Annotated in this window: 27 protein-coding genes; all 27 read left to right on the forward strand. The window is 45.9% G+C overall.

From position 1 onward, the window contains the following. Positions 1-23 precede the first annotated feature (23 nt). Entirely contained in the window at positions 24-662 is a 639-nt protein-coding gene (rplC, locus tag K5R16_RS19265) for a 50S ribosomal protein L3 (protein WP_220739648.1), read from the forward strand. Positions 663-679: 17 nt separating this feature from the next. After that, the gene (gene rplD, locus K5R16_RS19270) at positions 680-1,285 is read left to right on the forward strand and encodes a 50S ribosomal protein L4 (protein WP_220739650.1); all 606 of its coding nucleotides are present in this window, start codon (positions 680-682) and stop codon (positions 1,283-1,285) included. Beyond that, complete coding sequence (gene rplW, locus K5R16_RS19275; RefSeq protein ID WP_020912141.1) at positions 1,282-1,584, forward strand: 50S ribosomal protein L23; 303 nt, start codon at positions 1,282-1,284, stop codon at positions 1,582-1,584. Before rplD ends, rplW begins: the two co-directional genes overlap by 4 nt. 16 nt (positions 1,585-1,600) lie before the next feature. Then, positions 1,601-2,428: a 50S ribosomal protein L2 gene (gene rplB / locus K5R16_RS19280; RefSeq protein WP_220739652.1), complete on the forward strand. Its 828-nt coding sequence runs from the start codon at positions 1,601-1,603 to the stop codon at positions 2,426-2,428. 11 nt (positions 2,429-2,439) lie between these two features. Beyond that, a complete protein-coding gene (rpsS, locus tag K5R16_RS19285; RefSeq protein WP_006083596.1) occupies positions 2,440-2,718 on the forward strand; it encodes a 30S ribosomal protein S19 in 279 nt (92 codons plus the stop codon). A gap of 15 nt (positions 2,719-2,733) precedes the next feature. Then, on the forward strand, positions 2,734-3,066 hold the full coding sequence (rplV, locus tag K5R16_RS19290) for a 50S ribosomal protein L22 (RefSeq protein WP_012144645.1): 333 nt from the start codon (positions 2,734-2,736) through the stop codon (positions 3,064-3,066). A 9-nt stretch (positions 3,067-3,075) separates the two neighbouring features. Further along, positions 3,076-3,765: a 30S ribosomal protein S3 gene (rpsC, locus tag K5R16_RS19295; protein WP_202287032.1), complete on the forward strand. Its 690-nt coding sequence runs from the start codon at positions 3,076-3,078 to the stop codon at positions 3,763-3,765. A gap of 11 nt (positions 3,766-3,776) precedes the next feature. Then, the gene (gene rplP, locus K5R16_RS19300; RefSeq protein ID WP_220739654.1) at positions 3,777-4,187 is read left to right on the forward strand and encodes a 50S ribosomal protein L16; all 411 of its coding nucleotides are present in this window, start codon (positions 3,777-3,779) and stop codon (positions 4,185-4,187) included. Beyond that, entirely contained in the window at positions 4,187-4,378 is a 192-nt protein-coding gene (rpmC, locus tag K5R16_RS19305; protein WP_012144642.1) for a 50S ribosomal protein L29, read from the forward strand. Before rplP ends, rpmC begins: the two co-directional genes overlap by 1 nt. Beyond that, entirely contained in the window at positions 4,378-4,626 is a 249-nt protein-coding gene (rpsQ, locus tag K5R16_RS19310) for a 30S ribosomal protein S17 (protein ID WP_220739656.1), read from the forward strand. Before rpmC ends, rpsQ begins: the two co-directional genes overlap by 1 nt. Before the next feature lie 181 nt (positions 4,627-4,807). Then, positions 4,808-5,176: a 50S ribosomal protein L14 gene (gene rplN / locus K5R16_RS19315; RefSeq protein WP_011863976.1), complete on the forward strand. Its 369-nt coding sequence runs from the start codon at positions 4,808-4,810 to the stop codon at positions 5,174-5,176. Positions 5,177-5,187: 11 nt separating this feature from the next. Further along, positions 5,188-5,502 carry a 50S ribosomal protein L24 gene (gene rplX / locus K5R16_RS19320; protein ID WP_020912146.1) on the forward strand — a complete coding sequence of 105 codons (315 nt, stop codon included), beginning with the start codon at positions 5,188-5,190 and terminating at the stop codon, positions 5,500-5,502. A gap of 12 nt (positions 5,503-5,514) precedes the next feature. Then, positions 5,515-6,054 (forward strand): 50S ribosomal protein L5, encoded by a 540-nt coding sequence (gene rplE / locus K5R16_RS19325; protein ID WP_020912147.1) that lies wholly within the window; start codon positions 5,515-5,517, stop codon positions 6,052-6,054. A 10-nt stretch (positions 6,055-6,064) separates the two neighbouring features. Next, complete coding sequence (gene rpsN, locus K5R16_RS19330; protein ID WP_220739659.1) at positions 6,065-6,370, forward strand: 30S ribosomal protein S14; 306 nt, start codon at positions 6,065-6,067, stop codon at positions 6,368-6,370. Between the two features lie 24 nt (positions 6,371-6,394). Then, the gene (gene rpsH, locus K5R16_RS19335) at positions 6,395-6,787 is read left to right on the forward strand and encodes a 30S ribosomal protein S8 (RefSeq protein WP_020912149.1); all 393 of its coding nucleotides are present in this window, start codon (positions 6,395-6,397) and stop codon (positions 6,785-6,787) included. 10 nt (positions 6,788-6,797) lie between these two features. After that, the gene (gene rplF / locus K5R16_RS19340; protein WP_220739661.1) at positions 6,798-7,328 is read left to right on the forward strand and encodes a 50S ribosomal protein L6; all 531 of its coding nucleotides are present in this window, start codon (positions 6,798-6,800) and stop codon (positions 7,326-7,328) included. 10 nt (positions 7,329-7,338) lie between these two features. Next, on the forward strand, positions 7,339-7,689 hold the full coding sequence (gene rplR, locus K5R16_RS19345) for a 50S ribosomal protein L18 (protein WP_220739663.1): 351 nt from the start codon (positions 7,339-7,341) through the stop codon (positions 7,687-7,689). A gap of 13 nt (positions 7,690-7,702) precedes the next feature. Next, the gene (rpsE, locus tag K5R16_RS19350; protein WP_020912152.1) at positions 7,703-8,206 is read left to right on the forward strand and encodes a 30S ribosomal protein S5; all 504 of its coding nucleotides are present in this window, start codon (positions 7,703-7,705) and stop codon (positions 8,204-8,206) included. 6 nt (positions 8,207-8,212) lie between these two features. Then, the gene (gene rpmD, locus K5R16_RS19355) at positions 8,213-8,398 is read left to right on the forward strand and encodes a 50S ribosomal protein L30 (protein ID WP_020912153.1); all 186 of its coding nucleotides are present in this window, start codon (positions 8,213-8,215) and stop codon (positions 8,396-8,398) included. A gap of 1 nt (position 8,399) precedes the next feature. Further along, positions 8,400-8,834 carry a 50S ribosomal protein L15 gene (gene rplO / locus K5R16_RS19360; RefSeq protein WP_020912154.1) on the forward strand — a complete coding sequence of 145 codons (435 nt, stop codon included), beginning with the start codon at positions 8,400-8,402 and terminating at the stop codon, positions 8,832-8,834. 7 nt (positions 8,835-8,841) lie between these two features. Continuing rightward, positions 8,842-10,182, forward strand: a complete 1,341-nt coding sequence (gene secY, locus K5R16_RS19365; protein ID WP_020912155.1) for a preprotein translocase subunit SecY — start codon at positions 8,842-8,844, stop codon at positions 10,180-10,182. Between the two features lie 23 nt (positions 10,183-10,205). Further along, entirely contained in the window at positions 10,206-10,319 is a 114-nt protein-coding gene (gene rpmJ, locus K5R16_RS19370; RefSeq protein WP_006083579.1) for a 50S ribosomal protein L36, read from the forward strand. Positions 10,320-10,434: 115 nt separating this feature from the next. Then, complete coding sequence (gene rpsM / locus K5R16_RS19375; protein ID WP_012153475.1) at positions 10,435-10,791, forward strand: 30S ribosomal protein S13; 357 nt, start codon at positions 10,435-10,437, stop codon at positions 10,789-10,791. A gap of 14 nt (positions 10,792-10,805) precedes the next feature. Beyond that, positions 10,806-11,198, forward strand: a complete 393-nt coding sequence (gene rpsK, locus K5R16_RS19380; RefSeq protein ID WP_012153476.1) for a 30S ribosomal protein S11 — start codon at positions 10,806-10,808, stop codon at positions 11,196-11,198. 36 nt (positions 11,199-11,234) lie between these two features. Then, positions 11,235-11,855, forward strand: coding sequence for a 30S ribosomal protein S4 (rpsD, locus tag K5R16_RS19385; RefSeq protein WP_012153477.1), 621 nt, complete (start codon positions 11,235-11,237; stop codon positions 11,853-11,855). A gap of 24 nt (positions 11,856-11,879) precedes the next feature. Further along, the gene (locus tag K5R16_RS19390) at positions 11,880-12,869 is read left to right on the forward strand and encodes a DNA-directed RNA polymerase subunit alpha (RefSeq protein ID WP_020912156.1); all 990 of its coding nucleotides are present in this window, start codon (positions 11,880-11,882) and stop codon (positions 12,867-12,869) included. Positions 12,870-12,908: 39 nt separating this feature from the next. After that, positions 12,909-13,301 (forward strand): 50S ribosomal protein L17, encoded by a 393-nt coding sequence (gene rplQ, locus K5R16_RS19395; protein ID WP_012153479.1) that lies wholly within the window; start codon positions 12,909-12,911, stop codon positions 13,299-13,301. Positions 13,302-13,493 lie beyond the last annotated feature (192 nt).

The following is a 13,493-nucleotide window of genomic DNA, read 5'->3' on the forward strand; positions in this document are numbered from 1 at the left end:
TGAGCTTAGAAGAGGTTTGAGAGATGGCTATCGGTCTTATCGGTCGTAAAGTAGGTATGACACGTATCTTCAATGAAGATGGCGCGTCGGTACCTGTAACAGTAATTGAAATTGCTGCTAACCGTGTAACCCAAGTGAAAACTTTGGATACAGACGGTTACCGTGCACTTCAAGTTACTACTGGTACCAAAAAAGCTAATCGCATCACTAAACCAGAAGCAGGTCACTTTGCTAAGGCAGGCGTTGAAGCCGGTCGTGGTTTGTGGGAATTGCGTTTGGCAGATGGTGATGGTGAAGGCATCGAAGTTGGTGCTGAGCTAAATGTAGATATCTTCGCTGACATAGCGAAAGTTGATGTAACTGGTCAATCAAAAGGTAAAGGCTTCCAAGGCGGTATTAAGCGTTGGAACTTCCATGCCCAAGATATGACACATGGTAACTCTTTGGCTCATAGATCTAACGGTTCTATTGGTCAAAACCAGACACCTGGTCGCGTTTTCAAAGGTAAGAAAATGTCAGGCCACATGGGTGCAGAGCGTGTTACTACGCAGAATCTAGACGTTGTACGTGTAGATGCTGAGCGTAACTTGCTACTGGTTAAGGGTGCAGTTCCAGGCGCTACTAATGGCGACCTGATCATCAAACCAGCTGTTAAAGCTTAAGGTCTGAGGAGATAGTAATGGAATTGGTATTGAAAGACGCACAGAGTGCTCTTGAAGTTTCCGAAACTACCTTCGGCCGTGACTTTAATGAAGCACTGGTTCATCAGGTAGTTGTAGCTTACGCTGCAAACGCGCGTCAGGGCACTCGTGCTCAAAAGACTCGCGCAGAAGTAGTTGGCTCTGGCAAGAAGCCATGGCGCCAAAAAGGTACTGGCCGCGCACGTGCCGGTACTGTTAAAGGCCCAATCTGGCGTGGCGGTGGCGTAACATTCGCTGCTAAAACACAAGATCACAGCCAAAAAGTTAACAAGAAGATGTACCGCGGAGCGCTGAAAAGCATATTCTCTGAATTGGTACGTCAAGACCGTCTTATCGTTGTTGAGTCATTTAGTGTTGAAGCTCCTAAAACTAAAGAGCTGAAAGCTAAATTGAACGAAATGCAACTTGAAGACGTGTTGATTGTTACTCCAGAAGTTGACGAGAACTTGTTCTTAGCTGCTCGTAACTTGTACAAAGTTGATGTTCGTGATGTTGCTGGTATTGATCCAGTTAGCCTTATCGCATTCAACAAAGTACTCGTAACTGCTGAAGCTATTAAGCAAATCGAGGAGATGCTGGGATGATAAGCGAAGAACGTTTGTTAAAAGTTATTCTTGCTCCACATATCTCTGAAAAGAGCACTGTGAACGCAGAGAAAAACAATACAGTTGTTTTCCGTGTAGCTATCGATGCAACTAAAGCTGAAGTTAAAGCTGCAGTAGCACAGCTATTCGAAGTTGAAGTCGATTCAGTTCGCACTTTGGTTAACAAAGGTAAAACTAAGCGTCACGGTGCCCGTACTGGTCGTCGTAGCGATTGGAAAAAAGCCTATGTTACTCTAGCTGAAGGTGCTGACATCGATTTCGTCGGCGGCGCTGAATAAGCAAAGGAGAATTATCATGGCAGTTATTAAGTGTAAGCCAACCTCTCCAGGTCGTCGCCACGTAGTTAAAGTGGTGAACAGCGATTTGCATAAAGGTAAACCTTTTGCAGGCCTGTTGGCGAAAAAATCAAAAAGTGGTGGCCGTAACAATACTGGTCGCATCACTTCACGTCACATTGGTGGCGGACATAAGCAACATTATCGTCTAATCGACTTTAAGCGTAACAAAGACGGTATCCCTGCGAAGGTTGAACGTTTGGAATATGATCCAAACCGTACAGCTAACATCGCATTGGTACTTTACGCTGACGGTGAGCGTCGTTACATCATTGCCTCAAAAGGCATGAAAGCTGGTGATTCAATCCAGTCTGGTATCGATGCAGAGATCAAGAGCGGTAACGCAATGCCTCTACGTAATATCCCTGTGGGTAGCGTAGTGCACGCAGTCGAAATGAAGCCTGGTAAAGGTGCTCAAATCGCTCGTTCTGCAGGTGCTTATGTACAAGTTATTGCTCGTGACGGCGCATACGCCACTCTACGTCTTCGCTCTGGCGAAATGCGTAAAGTGCCTGTTGATTGCCGCGCGACATTGGGTGAAGTTGGTAACGCCGAGCATATGCTACGCCAGTTAGGTAAAGCAGGTGCTAAACGCTGGAGAGGCGTACGCCCGACAGTTCGTGGTGTTGCAATGAACCCAGTAGATCATCCACATGGTGGTGGTGAAGGCCGCACATCTGGTGGTCGCCACCCTGTATCTCCATGGGGTCAGCCTACTAAGGGTTATAAGACTCGTAGTAACAAACGCACCGACAAGTACATTGTACGTCGTCGCAATAAAAAGTAAGAGGATTCGCCATGCCACGTTCTCTCAAGAAAGGTCCATTCATTGACCTACACTTGCTGAAGAAGGTAGAGAAAGCGATGGAAGCGGGAGACAAGAAGCCTATTAAGACTTGGTCTCGTCGCTCTATGATCATCCCTAATATGATTGGGTTGACCATCGCTGTCCATAATGGTCGTCAGCACGTACCTGTGTTCGTAACTGACGAAATGATCGGCCACAAGCTTGGTGAATTTTCACCAACTCGCACTTATCGCGGCCATGCTGCAGATAAGAAAGCGAAGAAGCGTTAATACGGGAGGAATAAGATGGAAGTTTTAGCTAAACATCGTTTTGCCCGTACGTCGCCTCAAAAGTGTCGTTTGGTTGCAGATCAAATCCGTGGACTGCCTGTTGCTAAGGCTCTCGAAATTCTAACTTTCAGCCCTAAGAAAGCTGCAGTACTTGTTAAAAAAGTACTGGACTCTGCTATCGCTAATGCTGAGCACAATGAAGGTGCTGACATTGACGAATTAAGAGTTGGAGCGATTATGATCGATGAAGGTCCAACTATGAAGCGTATCATGCCACGTGCTAAAGGCCGTGCTGATCGCATAATCAAGCGTACCAGCCACATTACTGTGGTTGTATCAGATCGCTAGGAGTTAGCAATGGGACAGAAAGTACATCCTAATGGTATCCGTCTGGGTATCACTAAGCCTTGGATCTCGACATGGTACGCTGACAAGTCAGACTATGCCAATAACTTGAGTAGTGACTGGGAAGTGCGTAAGTTTCTTGAAAAGAAACTTAAGCAAGCATCAGTTTCTAAGATTGTTATCGAGCGTCCAGCTAAAAGTGTTCGTGTTACTATCCACACAGCCCGTCCAGGTGTTGTGATTGGTAAGAAAGGCGAAGACGTAGAAAAGCTACGCAATGCAGTTGCTAAATTGACTGGTATTCCAGCTCAAATTAACATCGCTGAGATCCGTAAACCTGAGCTAGATGCTAAGCTTGTTGCCGATGGCATCGCTTCGCAGCTAGAGCGTCGTGTTATGTTCCGTCGTGCTATGAAGCGCGCAGTTCAAAACGCAATGCGTCTTGGTGCTAAAGGTATCAAAGTTGAAGTTAGCGGCCGTCTAGGCGGCGCTGAGATTGCGCGTTCGGAATGGTATCGTGAAGGTCGTGTACCTTTGCATACTCTTCGTGCTGATATCGACTATTCTACTTCTGAGAGTCACACTCAATACGGTGTGATTGGCGTTAAAGTTTGGGTCTTCAAAGGTGAAGTTCTAGACGGTATCGTTCCTCAGCATGAAGAGCCGAAACAGCAGCCGAAGCGTAAGCCTCGCGGTAAATAGGAGAGCTGGCAATGCTGCAACCAAAAAGAATGAAGTTTCGCAAAATGTTCAAGGGCCGCAACCGTGGTCTAGCGAACGGCACTGAAGTTAGCTTCGGTGAATTCGGTTTGAAAGCTGTAGGACGTGGTCGTCTTACTGCTCGTCAAATTGAAGCTGCGCGTCGTGCTATGACACGTCACATTAAACGTCAAGGTCAGATCTGGATCCGCGTTTTCCCTGATAAGCCAATTACCTCTAAGCCTCTTGAAGTGCGTATGGGTAAAGGTAAGGGTAACGTTGAATACTGGGTTTGCCAGATTCAACCAGGTAAGGTTCTTTATGAGATGAATGGCGTATCAGAAGAGTTGGCTCGTGAAGCCTTTGCTCTTGCTGCTGCAAAATTACCTCTGAAGACTACCTTCGTAACTAAGACGGTGATGTAATGAAAGCGAGCGAACTAACAGAAAAGAGCGTTGAAGAACTGAACGCTGAACTGCTTGGTCTGCTGCGTGAGCAGTTTAATCTGCGTATGCAACACGCCACTGGTCAGTTGACTCAGACTCATCAGCTTAAAATCGTGCGTCGCAACATTGCGCGCGTTAAGACCATTATTACTTCTAAGGCGGGTGCATAATGTCTGATAATATCCGTACTTTGCAGGGTCGAGTACTTAGCAACAAGATGGACAAGTCTATCACTGTAGCTATTGAGCGTAAGGTTAAACATCCTTTATACGGGAAGTTCCTTAAGCGTACTACTAAGGTCCATGCACATGACGAACAAAATCAGTGTAATGCTGGCGATGTCGTGACTATTCGCGAATGCCGTCCGCTGTCTAAGACTAAGTCTTGGACTCTGGTTGAAGTAGTATCAAAAGCCTAAGTTTATTAGGTATTTAGTTAAACGGCTCCGATTTTCGGAGCCGTTTGTATTTTTAGTACTATCTATTCCTATTTTTAGGTGTTACACTTGCGCGCCATTTTTGACTAAATTAAAGTCGAAAATCGGGCAATAAATGTACCCCTATGTGGGATTATGAAGTAACGATAGCGGAGCACTTAAAATGATCCAAATGCAATCGACTCTAGAAGTCGCCTGTAACAGTGGCGCTCGTAGAGTTCAGTGTATTAAGGTCTTGGGTGGCTCTCATCGTCGTTATGCCGGAATCGGCGACGTCATCAAGGTTTCTGTAAAAGAAGCAATTCCTCGCGGTAAAGCGAAGAAAGGTGATGTATATAACGCGGTGGTAGTCCGTACTAAGAAAGGCGTACGTCGTCCAGACGGTTCTGTCATTCGCTTCGATCGGAACGCAGCGGTTTTGCTTAACGCAAACCTTGCACCGATTGGTACTCGTATCTTTGGACCAGTGACACGTGAATTGCGTACAGAGCAATTCATGAAAATTGTCTCGCTGGCACCAGAAGTACTGTAAGGAGCTTCAAAATGGCAGCAAAAATACGTCGTCAAGACGAAGTAATTGTACTAGCAGGTAAAGACCAAGGGAAACGCGGTAAGGTTTCTCAGGTTCTAACTACTGGTAAATTAATTGTAGAAGGTATTAACCTTGTCAAGAAACACCAAAAGCCAAACCCACAATTGGGCGTAGCTGGCGGTATTGTTGAGCAAGAAGCACCGATACAAGCATCAAACGTAGCGATTTTCAACTCTGCCACTGGCAAAGCTGATCGCGTTGGTTTCCGATTTGAAGACGGCAAAAAAGTCCGTTTCTTTAAGTCGAACAGTGAACTCGTTAAGTAATTGGAGTAAACGATGGCGAAACTGCATGATAAATATCAAGAGACTGTTAGTCCTGAACTTGTCAAAAAGTTTGGTTTTACCAGTGTCATGCAAGTCCCTCGGATTGAAAAGATCACCCTTAATATGGGTGTTGGCGAAGCAGTAGCAGATAAGAAAGTTATGGAGCATGCGCTTCGTGACATGACTGCTATCGCTGGTCAGAAGCCAGTAGTGACTGTAGCTCGTAAGTCAGTTGCTGGTTTTAAAATCCGTGAAGGCTACCCAATAGGCTGTAAGGTTACACTGCGCGGTGAGCGTATGTGGGAATTCTTAGAGCGTTTAGTAGATATCGCAATCCCGCGTATTCGCGACTTCCGTGGTATGAGTGTTAAGTCATTCGACGGTCGTGGTAACTATGCGATGGGCGTACGTGAGCAAATTATCTTCCCAGAGATCGAATACGATAAAATCGATAAGATCCGCGGTATGGATATTGTAATCACTACTTCTGCGAAGAATGACGAAGAAGGCCGAGCTTTGCTCGAAGGCTTTAACTTCCCATTCAAGAAATAAGGGTAGCGTAATGGCAAAAAGTTCAATGAAAGCACGTGAAGTAAAACGTGCCAAGCTCGTAGCTAAGTTCGCTGAAAAGCGCCTAGCTCTTAAAGCTATCATTAGCAGTCCAACAACTTCAGACGAAGATCGTTGGGATGCAGTACTTAAGTTACAAGCTCTACCACGTGACTCTAGCGCGGCGCGTCAGCGCAATCGCTGTAGTCAAACTGGTCGCCCACATGGTTTCCTACGTAAATTCGGCCTTAGCCGTATTAAATTACGTGAAGCAACTATGCGCGGTGAAGTTCCTGGCCTACGAAAAGCCAGCTGGTAAGCACTTGTCACGGAGTAAGCTAATATGAGCATGCAAGATCCTATTGCGGATATGTTAACACGTATTCGTAACGGCCAAGCTGCTAAACACGTATCTGTGAAGATGCCTTCTGCTAAGCTAAAAATCGCTATCGCGAAAGTGCTTAAAGAAGAAGGTTACATCACTGACTACGCCGTAGCAGATGAAGCCAAGCCTGAACTGGAAGTTACTCTTAAGTATTTCCAAGGTCAGCCAGTCGTTGAGACTATCCAGCGCGTTAGCCGTCCTGGTCTTCGTATTTACAAAGGTAAAAACGAACTTCCAAAGGTTATGGGCGGACTGGGTGTCGCTATTGTGTCCACTTCTAAAGGTTTGATGACTGATCGTACTGCCCGCCAAAATGGCATGGGCGGGGAAGTTATCTGCTACGTAGCATAAGGAGCTAGCAATGTCTCGTGTCGCAAAAGCACCAGTCGCTATTCCTGCAGGCGTAGAAGTGACTTTAAACGAACAAACTATCACCGTAAAAGGTACTAAAGGTAGTTTGACTCGAGTAATTAACACTGACGTTTCTGTTGTTGTAGAAGACAACGAAATCAAGTGTAGCCCGATTGAAGGCGTGAAAACTGCCGCTCAAGCGGGTACAGCTCGAGCTTTAATCAACAATATGGTTGTTGGTGTTACTGTTGGTTTTGAAAAGAAACTTCAGTTAATTGGTGTCGGTTACCGTGCGAAAATCGCTGGTAAAGGCGTTGATTTAACTTTAGGTTTTTCTCACCCACTAGTCCACGAACTTCCTGACGGCGTAACAGCAGAATGTCCTAGCCAAACTGAAATCGTACTTAAGGGTACAGATAAGCAGTTAATTGGTCAGGTTGCTGCTGAGATTCGCGGCTACCGTCCACCAGAGCCTTACAAAGGTAAAGGTGTTCGTTATGCTGATGAACAAGTACGCCGTAAAGAGGCTAAGAAGAAGTAGGTAACGCGATATGGATAAGAAAACATCTCGCTTACGCCGCGCGACTCGCGCCCGTAAGAAGATCCAAGAGCTGGGCGTTAATCGTCTGGTTGTACATCGTACACCACGTCACACATACGCTCAGGTCATTAGTCCTGCAAACGTAGTGTTGGCGGCAGCTTCTACTGCTGAAAAAGCGGTATCAGAGCAGCTAAAGTACACAGGTAACGTAGATGCAGCTAAAGTAGTGGGTAAAACCGTTGCTGAGCGCGCTGTCGAAAAAGGCGTAGCTGTAGTTGCATTCGATCGTTCCGGCTTCAAGTATCACGGACGCGTTGCTGCATTAGCAGACGCCGCTCGTGAAGCTGGCCTCAAGTTCTAAGGAATGATGAAAAATGGCTAAATTTGAAGCTCAACAAAAAGACGATCTGCAAGAGAAGTTAGTTGCAGTTAATCGTGTTTCTAAAGTAGTTAAAGGCGGACGTATCTTTAGCTTCACTGCACTAACTGTAGTCGGTGATGGTAATGGTAAAGTCGGTTATGGCTATGGTAAAGCGCGTGAAGTACCAGCAGCAATTCAGAAAGCAATGGAAAAGGCTCGCCGTAACATTGTAAACGTTGAATTGAACAACGGTACTTTACACCACCCTGTAAAGGGTCGTCACACTGGTTCTCGTGTTTACATGCAGCCAGCCTCTGACGGTACCGGTATTATTGCCGGTGGCGCAATGCGTGCCGTATTGGAAGTAGCAGGCGTTCATAACGTTCTGTCAAAAGCATACGGTTCTACTAACCCGATCAACATCGTTCGCGCAACTGTAGATGCGTTGGTGCACATGAAGTCACCATCACAAATTGCAGCTAAGCGTGGCCTGAATGTTGATGAAATTCGAGGTTAATGCACCATGGCTACTAAAACACTTAAAGTAACTCAGACCAAGAGTTCAATTGGACGTTTGCCTAAGCATCGTGCAACTTTGACTGGTCTAGGTCTACGCCGCATTAATCACACTGTTGAACTAGAAGATACTCCTTCTGTTCGCGGTATGATTAACAAGGTTTACTACATGGTTTCGGTGGAGGAAGTATAAGATGCGTCTAAATACTCTATCACCTGCTGCAGGTGCTAAATCAGCAGCTAAGCGTGTAGGTCGCGGTATCGGTTCAGGCCTAGGTAAAACTGCAGGTCGTGGTCACAAAGGTCAGAAGTCTCGTTCTGGCGGCGGTGTCCGCGTAGGTTTCGAGGGTGGTCAAATGCCACTTAAGATCCGTCTACCTAAATTCGGTTTTACCTCGCGTCGTGCGTTGGTATCAGCTGAAGTTCGCATTAGCGAACTAGCTAAAGTTAACGGTGATGTTATCGACCTAAATGCGCTGAAAGATGCGAATCTAGTTACTCGCAACATACAGTTTGCTAAAATCGTTCTTTCAGGTACCATTGAGCGCCCTGTGACCGTTAAAGGTCTGAAGGTAACCAAAGGTGCACGTGCAGCTATTGAAGCTGCCGGTGGCAAGATCGAGGAATAATACGTCGATGGCAAAACCAGGACTTGATTTAAAAAGCGCGAAAGGCGGTTTATCTGAATTGAAAACCCGTCTCCTGTTCGTGATTGGTGCAATTATCGTCTTTAGAGCCGGTTCGTTTGTACCAATTCCTGGTATTGACGCTGCTGTACTAGCAGAGCTGTTTAATCAGCAAAAGGGTACCATCTTAGGCATGTTTAACATGTTCTCTGGTGGCGCCCTTGAACGTGCCTCTATTTTTGCATTAGGTATCATGCCGTATATTTCGGCATCGATCATTATGCAGTTATTGACAGTCGTTCATCCTGCTCTCGCTGAATTGAAAAAGGAAGGCGAGTCGGGAAGAAAGAAGATTAGTCAATATACACGATACGGCACGTTGGTCCTGGGTACATTCCAGGCTATCGGTATCGCAACCGGTCTTCCGAACTTAGTCCCAGGTTTAGTAGTAAACCTAGGATTCGGATTTTACTTTGTTGCGGTTGTCAGCTTAGTCACAGGAACAATGTTCCTAATGTGGTTAGGTGAGCAAATTACCGAGAGAGGCATTGGTAACGGTATCTCGATATTAATTTTCGCAGGTATTGTTGCAGGTCTGCCATCTGCTATCGGTCAAACGGCCGAGCAGGCGCGTCAAGGCGACATAAGTGTACTAGTATTGTTGTTGCTGGCAGTAATCGTTTTTGCTGTCACATATTTTGTGGTATTTGTAGAGCGTGGACAACGTCGTATCGTTGTAAACTATGCTAAGCGTCAACAGGGCCGTAAGGTCTTCGCAGCGCAAAGCACACATCTACCGCTTAAGATAAATATGGCTGGTGTTATCCCGCCTATTTTTGCGTCCAGCATAATTTTGTTTCCAGGCACACTGGCTCAGTGGTTTGGTCAAAATGAGTCCATGTCATGGTTGAGTGATTTTTCACTTGCTGTGTCACCAGGACAACCGCTGTACTCATTGTTGTATGCAACAGCGATTATCTTTTTCTGTTTCTTCTATACTGCGTTGGTATTTAACCCTCGCGAAACAGCAGATAACTTGAAGAAGAGTGGTGCGTTTATTCCCGGGATTCGTCCTGGAGAACAGACTTCGCGTTACATTGATAAAGTAATGACCCGCCTAACATTAGCTGGCGCGTTATATATTACTTTTATCTGCTTAATTCCGGAGTTCATGTTAATTGCGTGGCAAGTACAGTTCTATTTTGGCGGTACTTCACTACTAATTATGGTAGTCGTAATCATGGACTTCATGGCTCAAGTTCAGACCCATATGATGTCTCATCAGTATGAGTCTGTAATGAAGAAAGCTAACTTGGTAAACAAAGCGAATTTAGATCGCTTTGGTCGCTAAGCTAGTAATCTCGGAGTGATGAAATGAAAGTTCGAGCTTCCGTGAAGAAGATCTGCCGTAACTGCAAGATCGTAAAGCGTAGTGGCGTTGTTCGCGTGATTTGTGTTGAACCTAAACACAAACAGCGTCAAGGCTAAAAGAAAGATTTGACCAGCCCAGTCGGGGCTGGTCAAAATATTATTTGCTAAATTGTCGTCTGTCGAGTATCCTACCGGGCTTTTCACAGATGACCTTTAACTTGAGGAGTGCATAGTGGCCCGTATCGCTGGCATTAACATTCCTGATCAAAAGCACACAGTCATTGCATTGACTGCTATCTACGGCATCGGTCGTACTCGCGCACAAGCTATTTGCGCGGCTACTTCAATTGCTGAAGACGCTAAGATCAAGGAATTGAGCGAAGCTCAAATAGATACTCTACGCGAAGAAGTTGCCAACTACATTGTAGAAGGTGATTTGCGTCGTGAAGTTTCCATGAACATCAAGCGTCTTATGGACCTTGGTTGTTACCGTGGCCTTCGCCATCGTCGTAGCCTTCCCCTTCGTGGGCAACGTACTAAGACCAATGCGCGTACGCGTAAAGGTCCACGTAAACCAATTAGAAAGTAACGGGGTAATCCACAATGGCTAAAGTTCCGTCACGTTCTCCGCGTAAGCGTGTACGTAAACAGGTTGCTGATGGTATGGCGCATATCCATGCGTCTTTCAACAACACTATTATTACCATTACAGATCGTCAAGGTAACGCACTATCTTGGGCAACTTCTGGTGGTTCAGGTTTCCGTGGTTCACGTAAATCTACCCCATTTGCTGCACAGGTTGCTGCTGAACGCGCAGGTACTGCCGCTCAGGACTACGGTGTTAAAAACCTAGAAGTGTTTGTGAAGGGTCCAGGTCCAGGACGCGAATCTGCGATTCGTGCACTAAACTCGGTTGGTTACAAAATAACCAATATTACCGATGTGACGCCTATCCCTCATAATGGTTGTCGTCCTCCTAAGAAACGTCGCGTTTAACACGTCGTTTTTAAATAGGATAGTTGGAGAAAGAACATGGCAAGATACTTGGGTCCAAAGCTCAAGCTCAGCCGCAGAGAAGGTACAGACCTTTTCCTAAAAAGCGGCGTGAGAGCAATCGATTCGAAGTGTAAGCTTGAAACTGCACCTGGACAACACGGCGCTCGTAAGACCCGTTTGTCTGAGTATGGCGTTCAGCTTCGCGAGAAACAAAAAGTTCGTCGTATTTACGGTGTGCTAGAAAAGCAATTCCGTAACTACTACAAAGATGCTGCACGTACAAAAGGTAACACTGGTGAAAACCTACTTACTCTTTTAGAAACCCGTCTTGATAACGTAGTTTATCGTATGGGCTTCGGTGCAACACGCGCTGAATCACGTCAGCTAGTTAGCCATAAGTCAATTATGGTTAATGGTAGCGTCGTTAACATTCCATCATTCAAAGTGTCTGCGAATGATGTAGTGAGCGTTCGCGAGAAGTCACGTACTCAAGCTCGTATTAAAGCGGCTTTAGAAGTGTCGGCTCAACGCGAAAAGCCAACATGGGTTGAAGTTGACAACACTAAGATGGAAGGTGCTTTCAAGCGCATTCCTGAGCGTAGTGATTTGTCTGCGGAAATTAACGAACAGCTGATCGTCGAACTTTACTCTAAGTAAAGTTAAAACAAAAGAGAGGACACAATGCAGGGTTCTGTTACAGAATTTCTTAAACCGCGTCTCGTTGATATCGAGCAGGTTAATCCAACACGTGCCAAGGTTACACTGGAGCCGCTAGAGCGTGGTTTTGGTCACACTTTAGGTAACGCGTTGCGTCGTATCCTATTGTCGTCTATGCCAGGCTGCGCGGTTACCGAAGTAGAGATCGATGGTGTACTGCATGAATACAGTAGCAAGGAAGGCGTGCAAGAAGATATCCTTGAGATATTGTTAAACCTTAAAGGTCTAGCAGTTGTTATCGAAGGGAAAGACGAAGCTATGCTTACGCTTAGTAAGTCAGGCGCAGGCCCTGTTACTGCAGCAGATATCACGCATGACGGTGATGTTACCGTTATGAATCCTGACCATGTTATCTGTCATTTGACAGGTAATAATGAAGTCAGCATGCGTATCCGCGTAGAGCGTGGTCGTGGTTATGTACCGGCTTCTGCCCGTGCACAAACTGAAGACGATGATCGCCCTATCGGCCGCTTGTTGGTTGATTCTTCGTTCTCACCAGTTGCTCGCATTGCATACAATGTAGAAGCTGCTCGTGTTGAACAGCGTACAGACTTAGATAAACTCGTTATTGATATGACCACAAACGGTACTATCGATCCTGAGGAAGCTATTCGTCGCTCTGCAACAATTCTTGCTGAACAGCTAGATGCGTTTGTTGAGTTACGTGATGTGACTGAGGCTGCACCAGTAGAAGAGAAGCCGGAGTTCGATCCGATATTGTTGCGTCCTGTCGACGATTTAGAGCTAACTGTACGTTCAGCCAACTGTTTGAAGGCTGAAGCGATTCATTACATCGGCGATCTGGTACAACGCACTGAAGTTGAGTTGTTGAAAACTCCTAACTTGGGTAAGAAATCTCTTACCGAAATTAAGGATGTTCTAGCATCTCGCGGACTGTCGTTAGGTATGCGTCTTGAAAACTGGCCTCCAGCTAGTTTAGCAGACGACCTTTAAGTCCAGATTAGTACAGATATAGGTAATAAGGATTAGGTCATGCGCCATCGTAAGAGTGGTCGTCAACTAAACCGTAACAGCAGTCATCGTCAAGCTATGTTTCGTAACATGGCATGCTCAATAGTTCGTCACGAAGTGATCAAAACTACTGTAGCTAAAGCGAAAGAACTGCGTCGCGTAGTTGAACCTCTGATAACACTTGCTAAGAGTGATAGTGTAGCAAACCGCCGTTTGGCATTTGCACGTACTCGCGACGCTGAAGTCGTTGGTAAGTTATTTACTGAATTGGGTCCACGCTTCCAGGAACGTCCTGGTGGTTACACTCGTATTCTTAAGTGCGGTTTACGTACTGGTGATAAAGCGCCTATGGCGTACATTGAACTAGTAGGTCGTCCTGAAGCAGCTGAAGCTGTTGAAGACACTGCAGAGTAAATAAGTCTTAGTTTAAAAGGCCGAACAAATTGTTCGGCCTTTTTTATGCCTATATTTTAATTGTATTAGTTTTAGTTTCTCGTCAATATTCTGCACAGCCACAGCCACAGCCACAGCCACAGCCACAGCCACAGCCACAGCCACAGCCACAGCCACAGCCACAGCCACAGCCACAGCCACAGCCACAGCCAC

The organism is Shewanella sp. c952, from assembly GCF_019654975.1.
Taxonomy (GTDB): Bacteria; Pseudomonadota; Gammaproteobacteria; order Enterobacterales; family Shewanellaceae; genus Shewanella.

Bases quoted from the DNA above. Each gene is read 5' to 3' on its own strand.
- rplC (WP_220739648.1), top strand. From the start codon at position 24: ATGGCTATCGGTCTTATCGGTCGTAAAGTAGGTATGACACGTATCTTC.
- rplD (WP_220739650.1), top strand. From the start codon at position 680: ATGGAATTGGTATTGAAAGACGCACAGAGTGCTCTTGAAGTTTCCGAA.
- rplW (WP_020912141.1), top strand. From the start codon at position 1,282: ATGATAAGCGAAGAACGTTTGTTAAAAGTTATTCTTGCTCCACATATC.
- rplB (WP_220739652.1), top strand. From the start codon at position 1,601: ATGGCAGTTATTAAGTGTAAGCCAACCTCTCCAGGTCGTCGCCACGTA.
- rpsS (WP_006083596.1), top strand. From the start codon at position 2,440: ATGCCACGTTCTCTCAAGAAAGGTCCATTCATTGACCTACACTTGCTG.
- rplV (WP_012144645.1), top strand. From the start codon at position 2,734: ATGGAAGTTTTAGCTAAACATCGTTTTGCCCGTACGTCGCCTCAAAAG.
- rpsC (WP_202287032.1), top strand. From the start codon at position 3,076: ATGGGACAGAAAGTACATCCTAATGGTATCCGTCTGGGTATCACTAAG.
- rplP (WP_220739654.1), top strand. From the start codon at position 3,777: ATGCTGCAACCAAAAAGAATGAAGTTTCGCAAAATGTTCAAGGGCCGC.
- rpmC (WP_012144642.1), top strand. From the start codon at position 4,187: ATGAAAGCGAGCGAACTAACAGAAAAGAGCGTTGAAGAACTGAACGCT.
- rpsQ (WP_220739656.1), top strand. From the start codon at position 4,378: ATGTCTGATAATATCCGTACTTTGCAGGGTCGAGTACTTAGCAACAAG.
- rplN (WP_011863976.1), top strand. From the start codon at position 4,808: ATGATCCAAATGCAATCGACTCTAGAAGTCGCCTGTAACAGTGGCGCT.
- rplX (WP_020912146.1), top strand. From the start codon at position 5,188: ATGGCAGCAAAAATACGTCGTCAAGACGAAGTAATTGTACTAGCAGGT.
- rplE (WP_020912147.1), top strand. From the start codon at position 5,515: ATGGCGAAACTGCATGATAAATATCAAGAGACTGTTAGTCCTGAACTT.
- rpsN (WP_220739659.1), top strand. From the start codon at position 6,065: ATGGCAAAAAGTTCAATGAAAGCACGTGAAGTAAAACGTGCCAAGCTC.
- rpsH (WP_020912149.1), top strand. From the start codon at position 6,395: ATGAGCATGCAAGATCCTATTGCGGATATGTTAACACGTATTCGTAAC.
- rplF (WP_220739661.1), top strand. From the start codon at position 6,798: ATGTCTCGTGTCGCAAAAGCACCAGTCGCTATTCCTGCAGGCGTAGAA.
- rplR (WP_220739663.1), top strand. From the start codon at position 7,339: ATGGATAAGAAAACATCTCGCTTACGCCGCGCGACTCGCGCCCGTAAG.
- rpsE (WP_020912152.1), top strand. From the start codon at position 7,703: ATGGCTAAATTTGAAGCTCAACAAAAAGACGATCTGCAAGAGAAGTTA.
- rpmD (WP_020912153.1), top strand. From the start codon at position 8,213: ATGGCTACTAAAACACTTAAAGTAACTCAGACCAAGAGTTCAATTGGA.
- rplO (WP_020912154.1), top strand. From the start codon at position 8,400: ATGCGTCTAAATACTCTATCACCTGCTGCAGGTGCTAAATCAGCAGCT.
- secY (WP_020912155.1), top strand. From the start codon at position 8,842: ATGGCAAAACCAGGACTTGATTTAAAAAGCGCGAAAGGCGGTTTATCT.
- rpmJ (WP_006083579.1), top strand. From the start codon at position 10,206: ATGAAAGTTCGAGCTTCCGTGAAGAAGATCTGCCGTAACTGCAAGATC.
- rpsK (WP_012153476.1), top strand. From the start codon at position 10,806: ATGGCTAAAGTTCCGTCACGTTCTCCGCGTAAGCGTGTACGTAAACAG.
- rpsD (WP_012153477.1), top strand. From the start codon at position 11,235: ATGGCAAGATACTTGGGTCCAAAGCTCAAGCTCAGCCGCAGAGAAGGT.
- K5R16_RS19390 (WP_020912156.1), top strand. From the start codon at position 11,880: ATGCAGGGTTCTGTTACAGAATTTCTTAAACCGCGTCTCGTTGATATC.
- rplQ (WP_012153479.1), top strand. From the start codon at position 12,909: ATGCGCCATCGTAAGAGTGGTCGTCAACTAAACCGTAACAGCAGTCAT.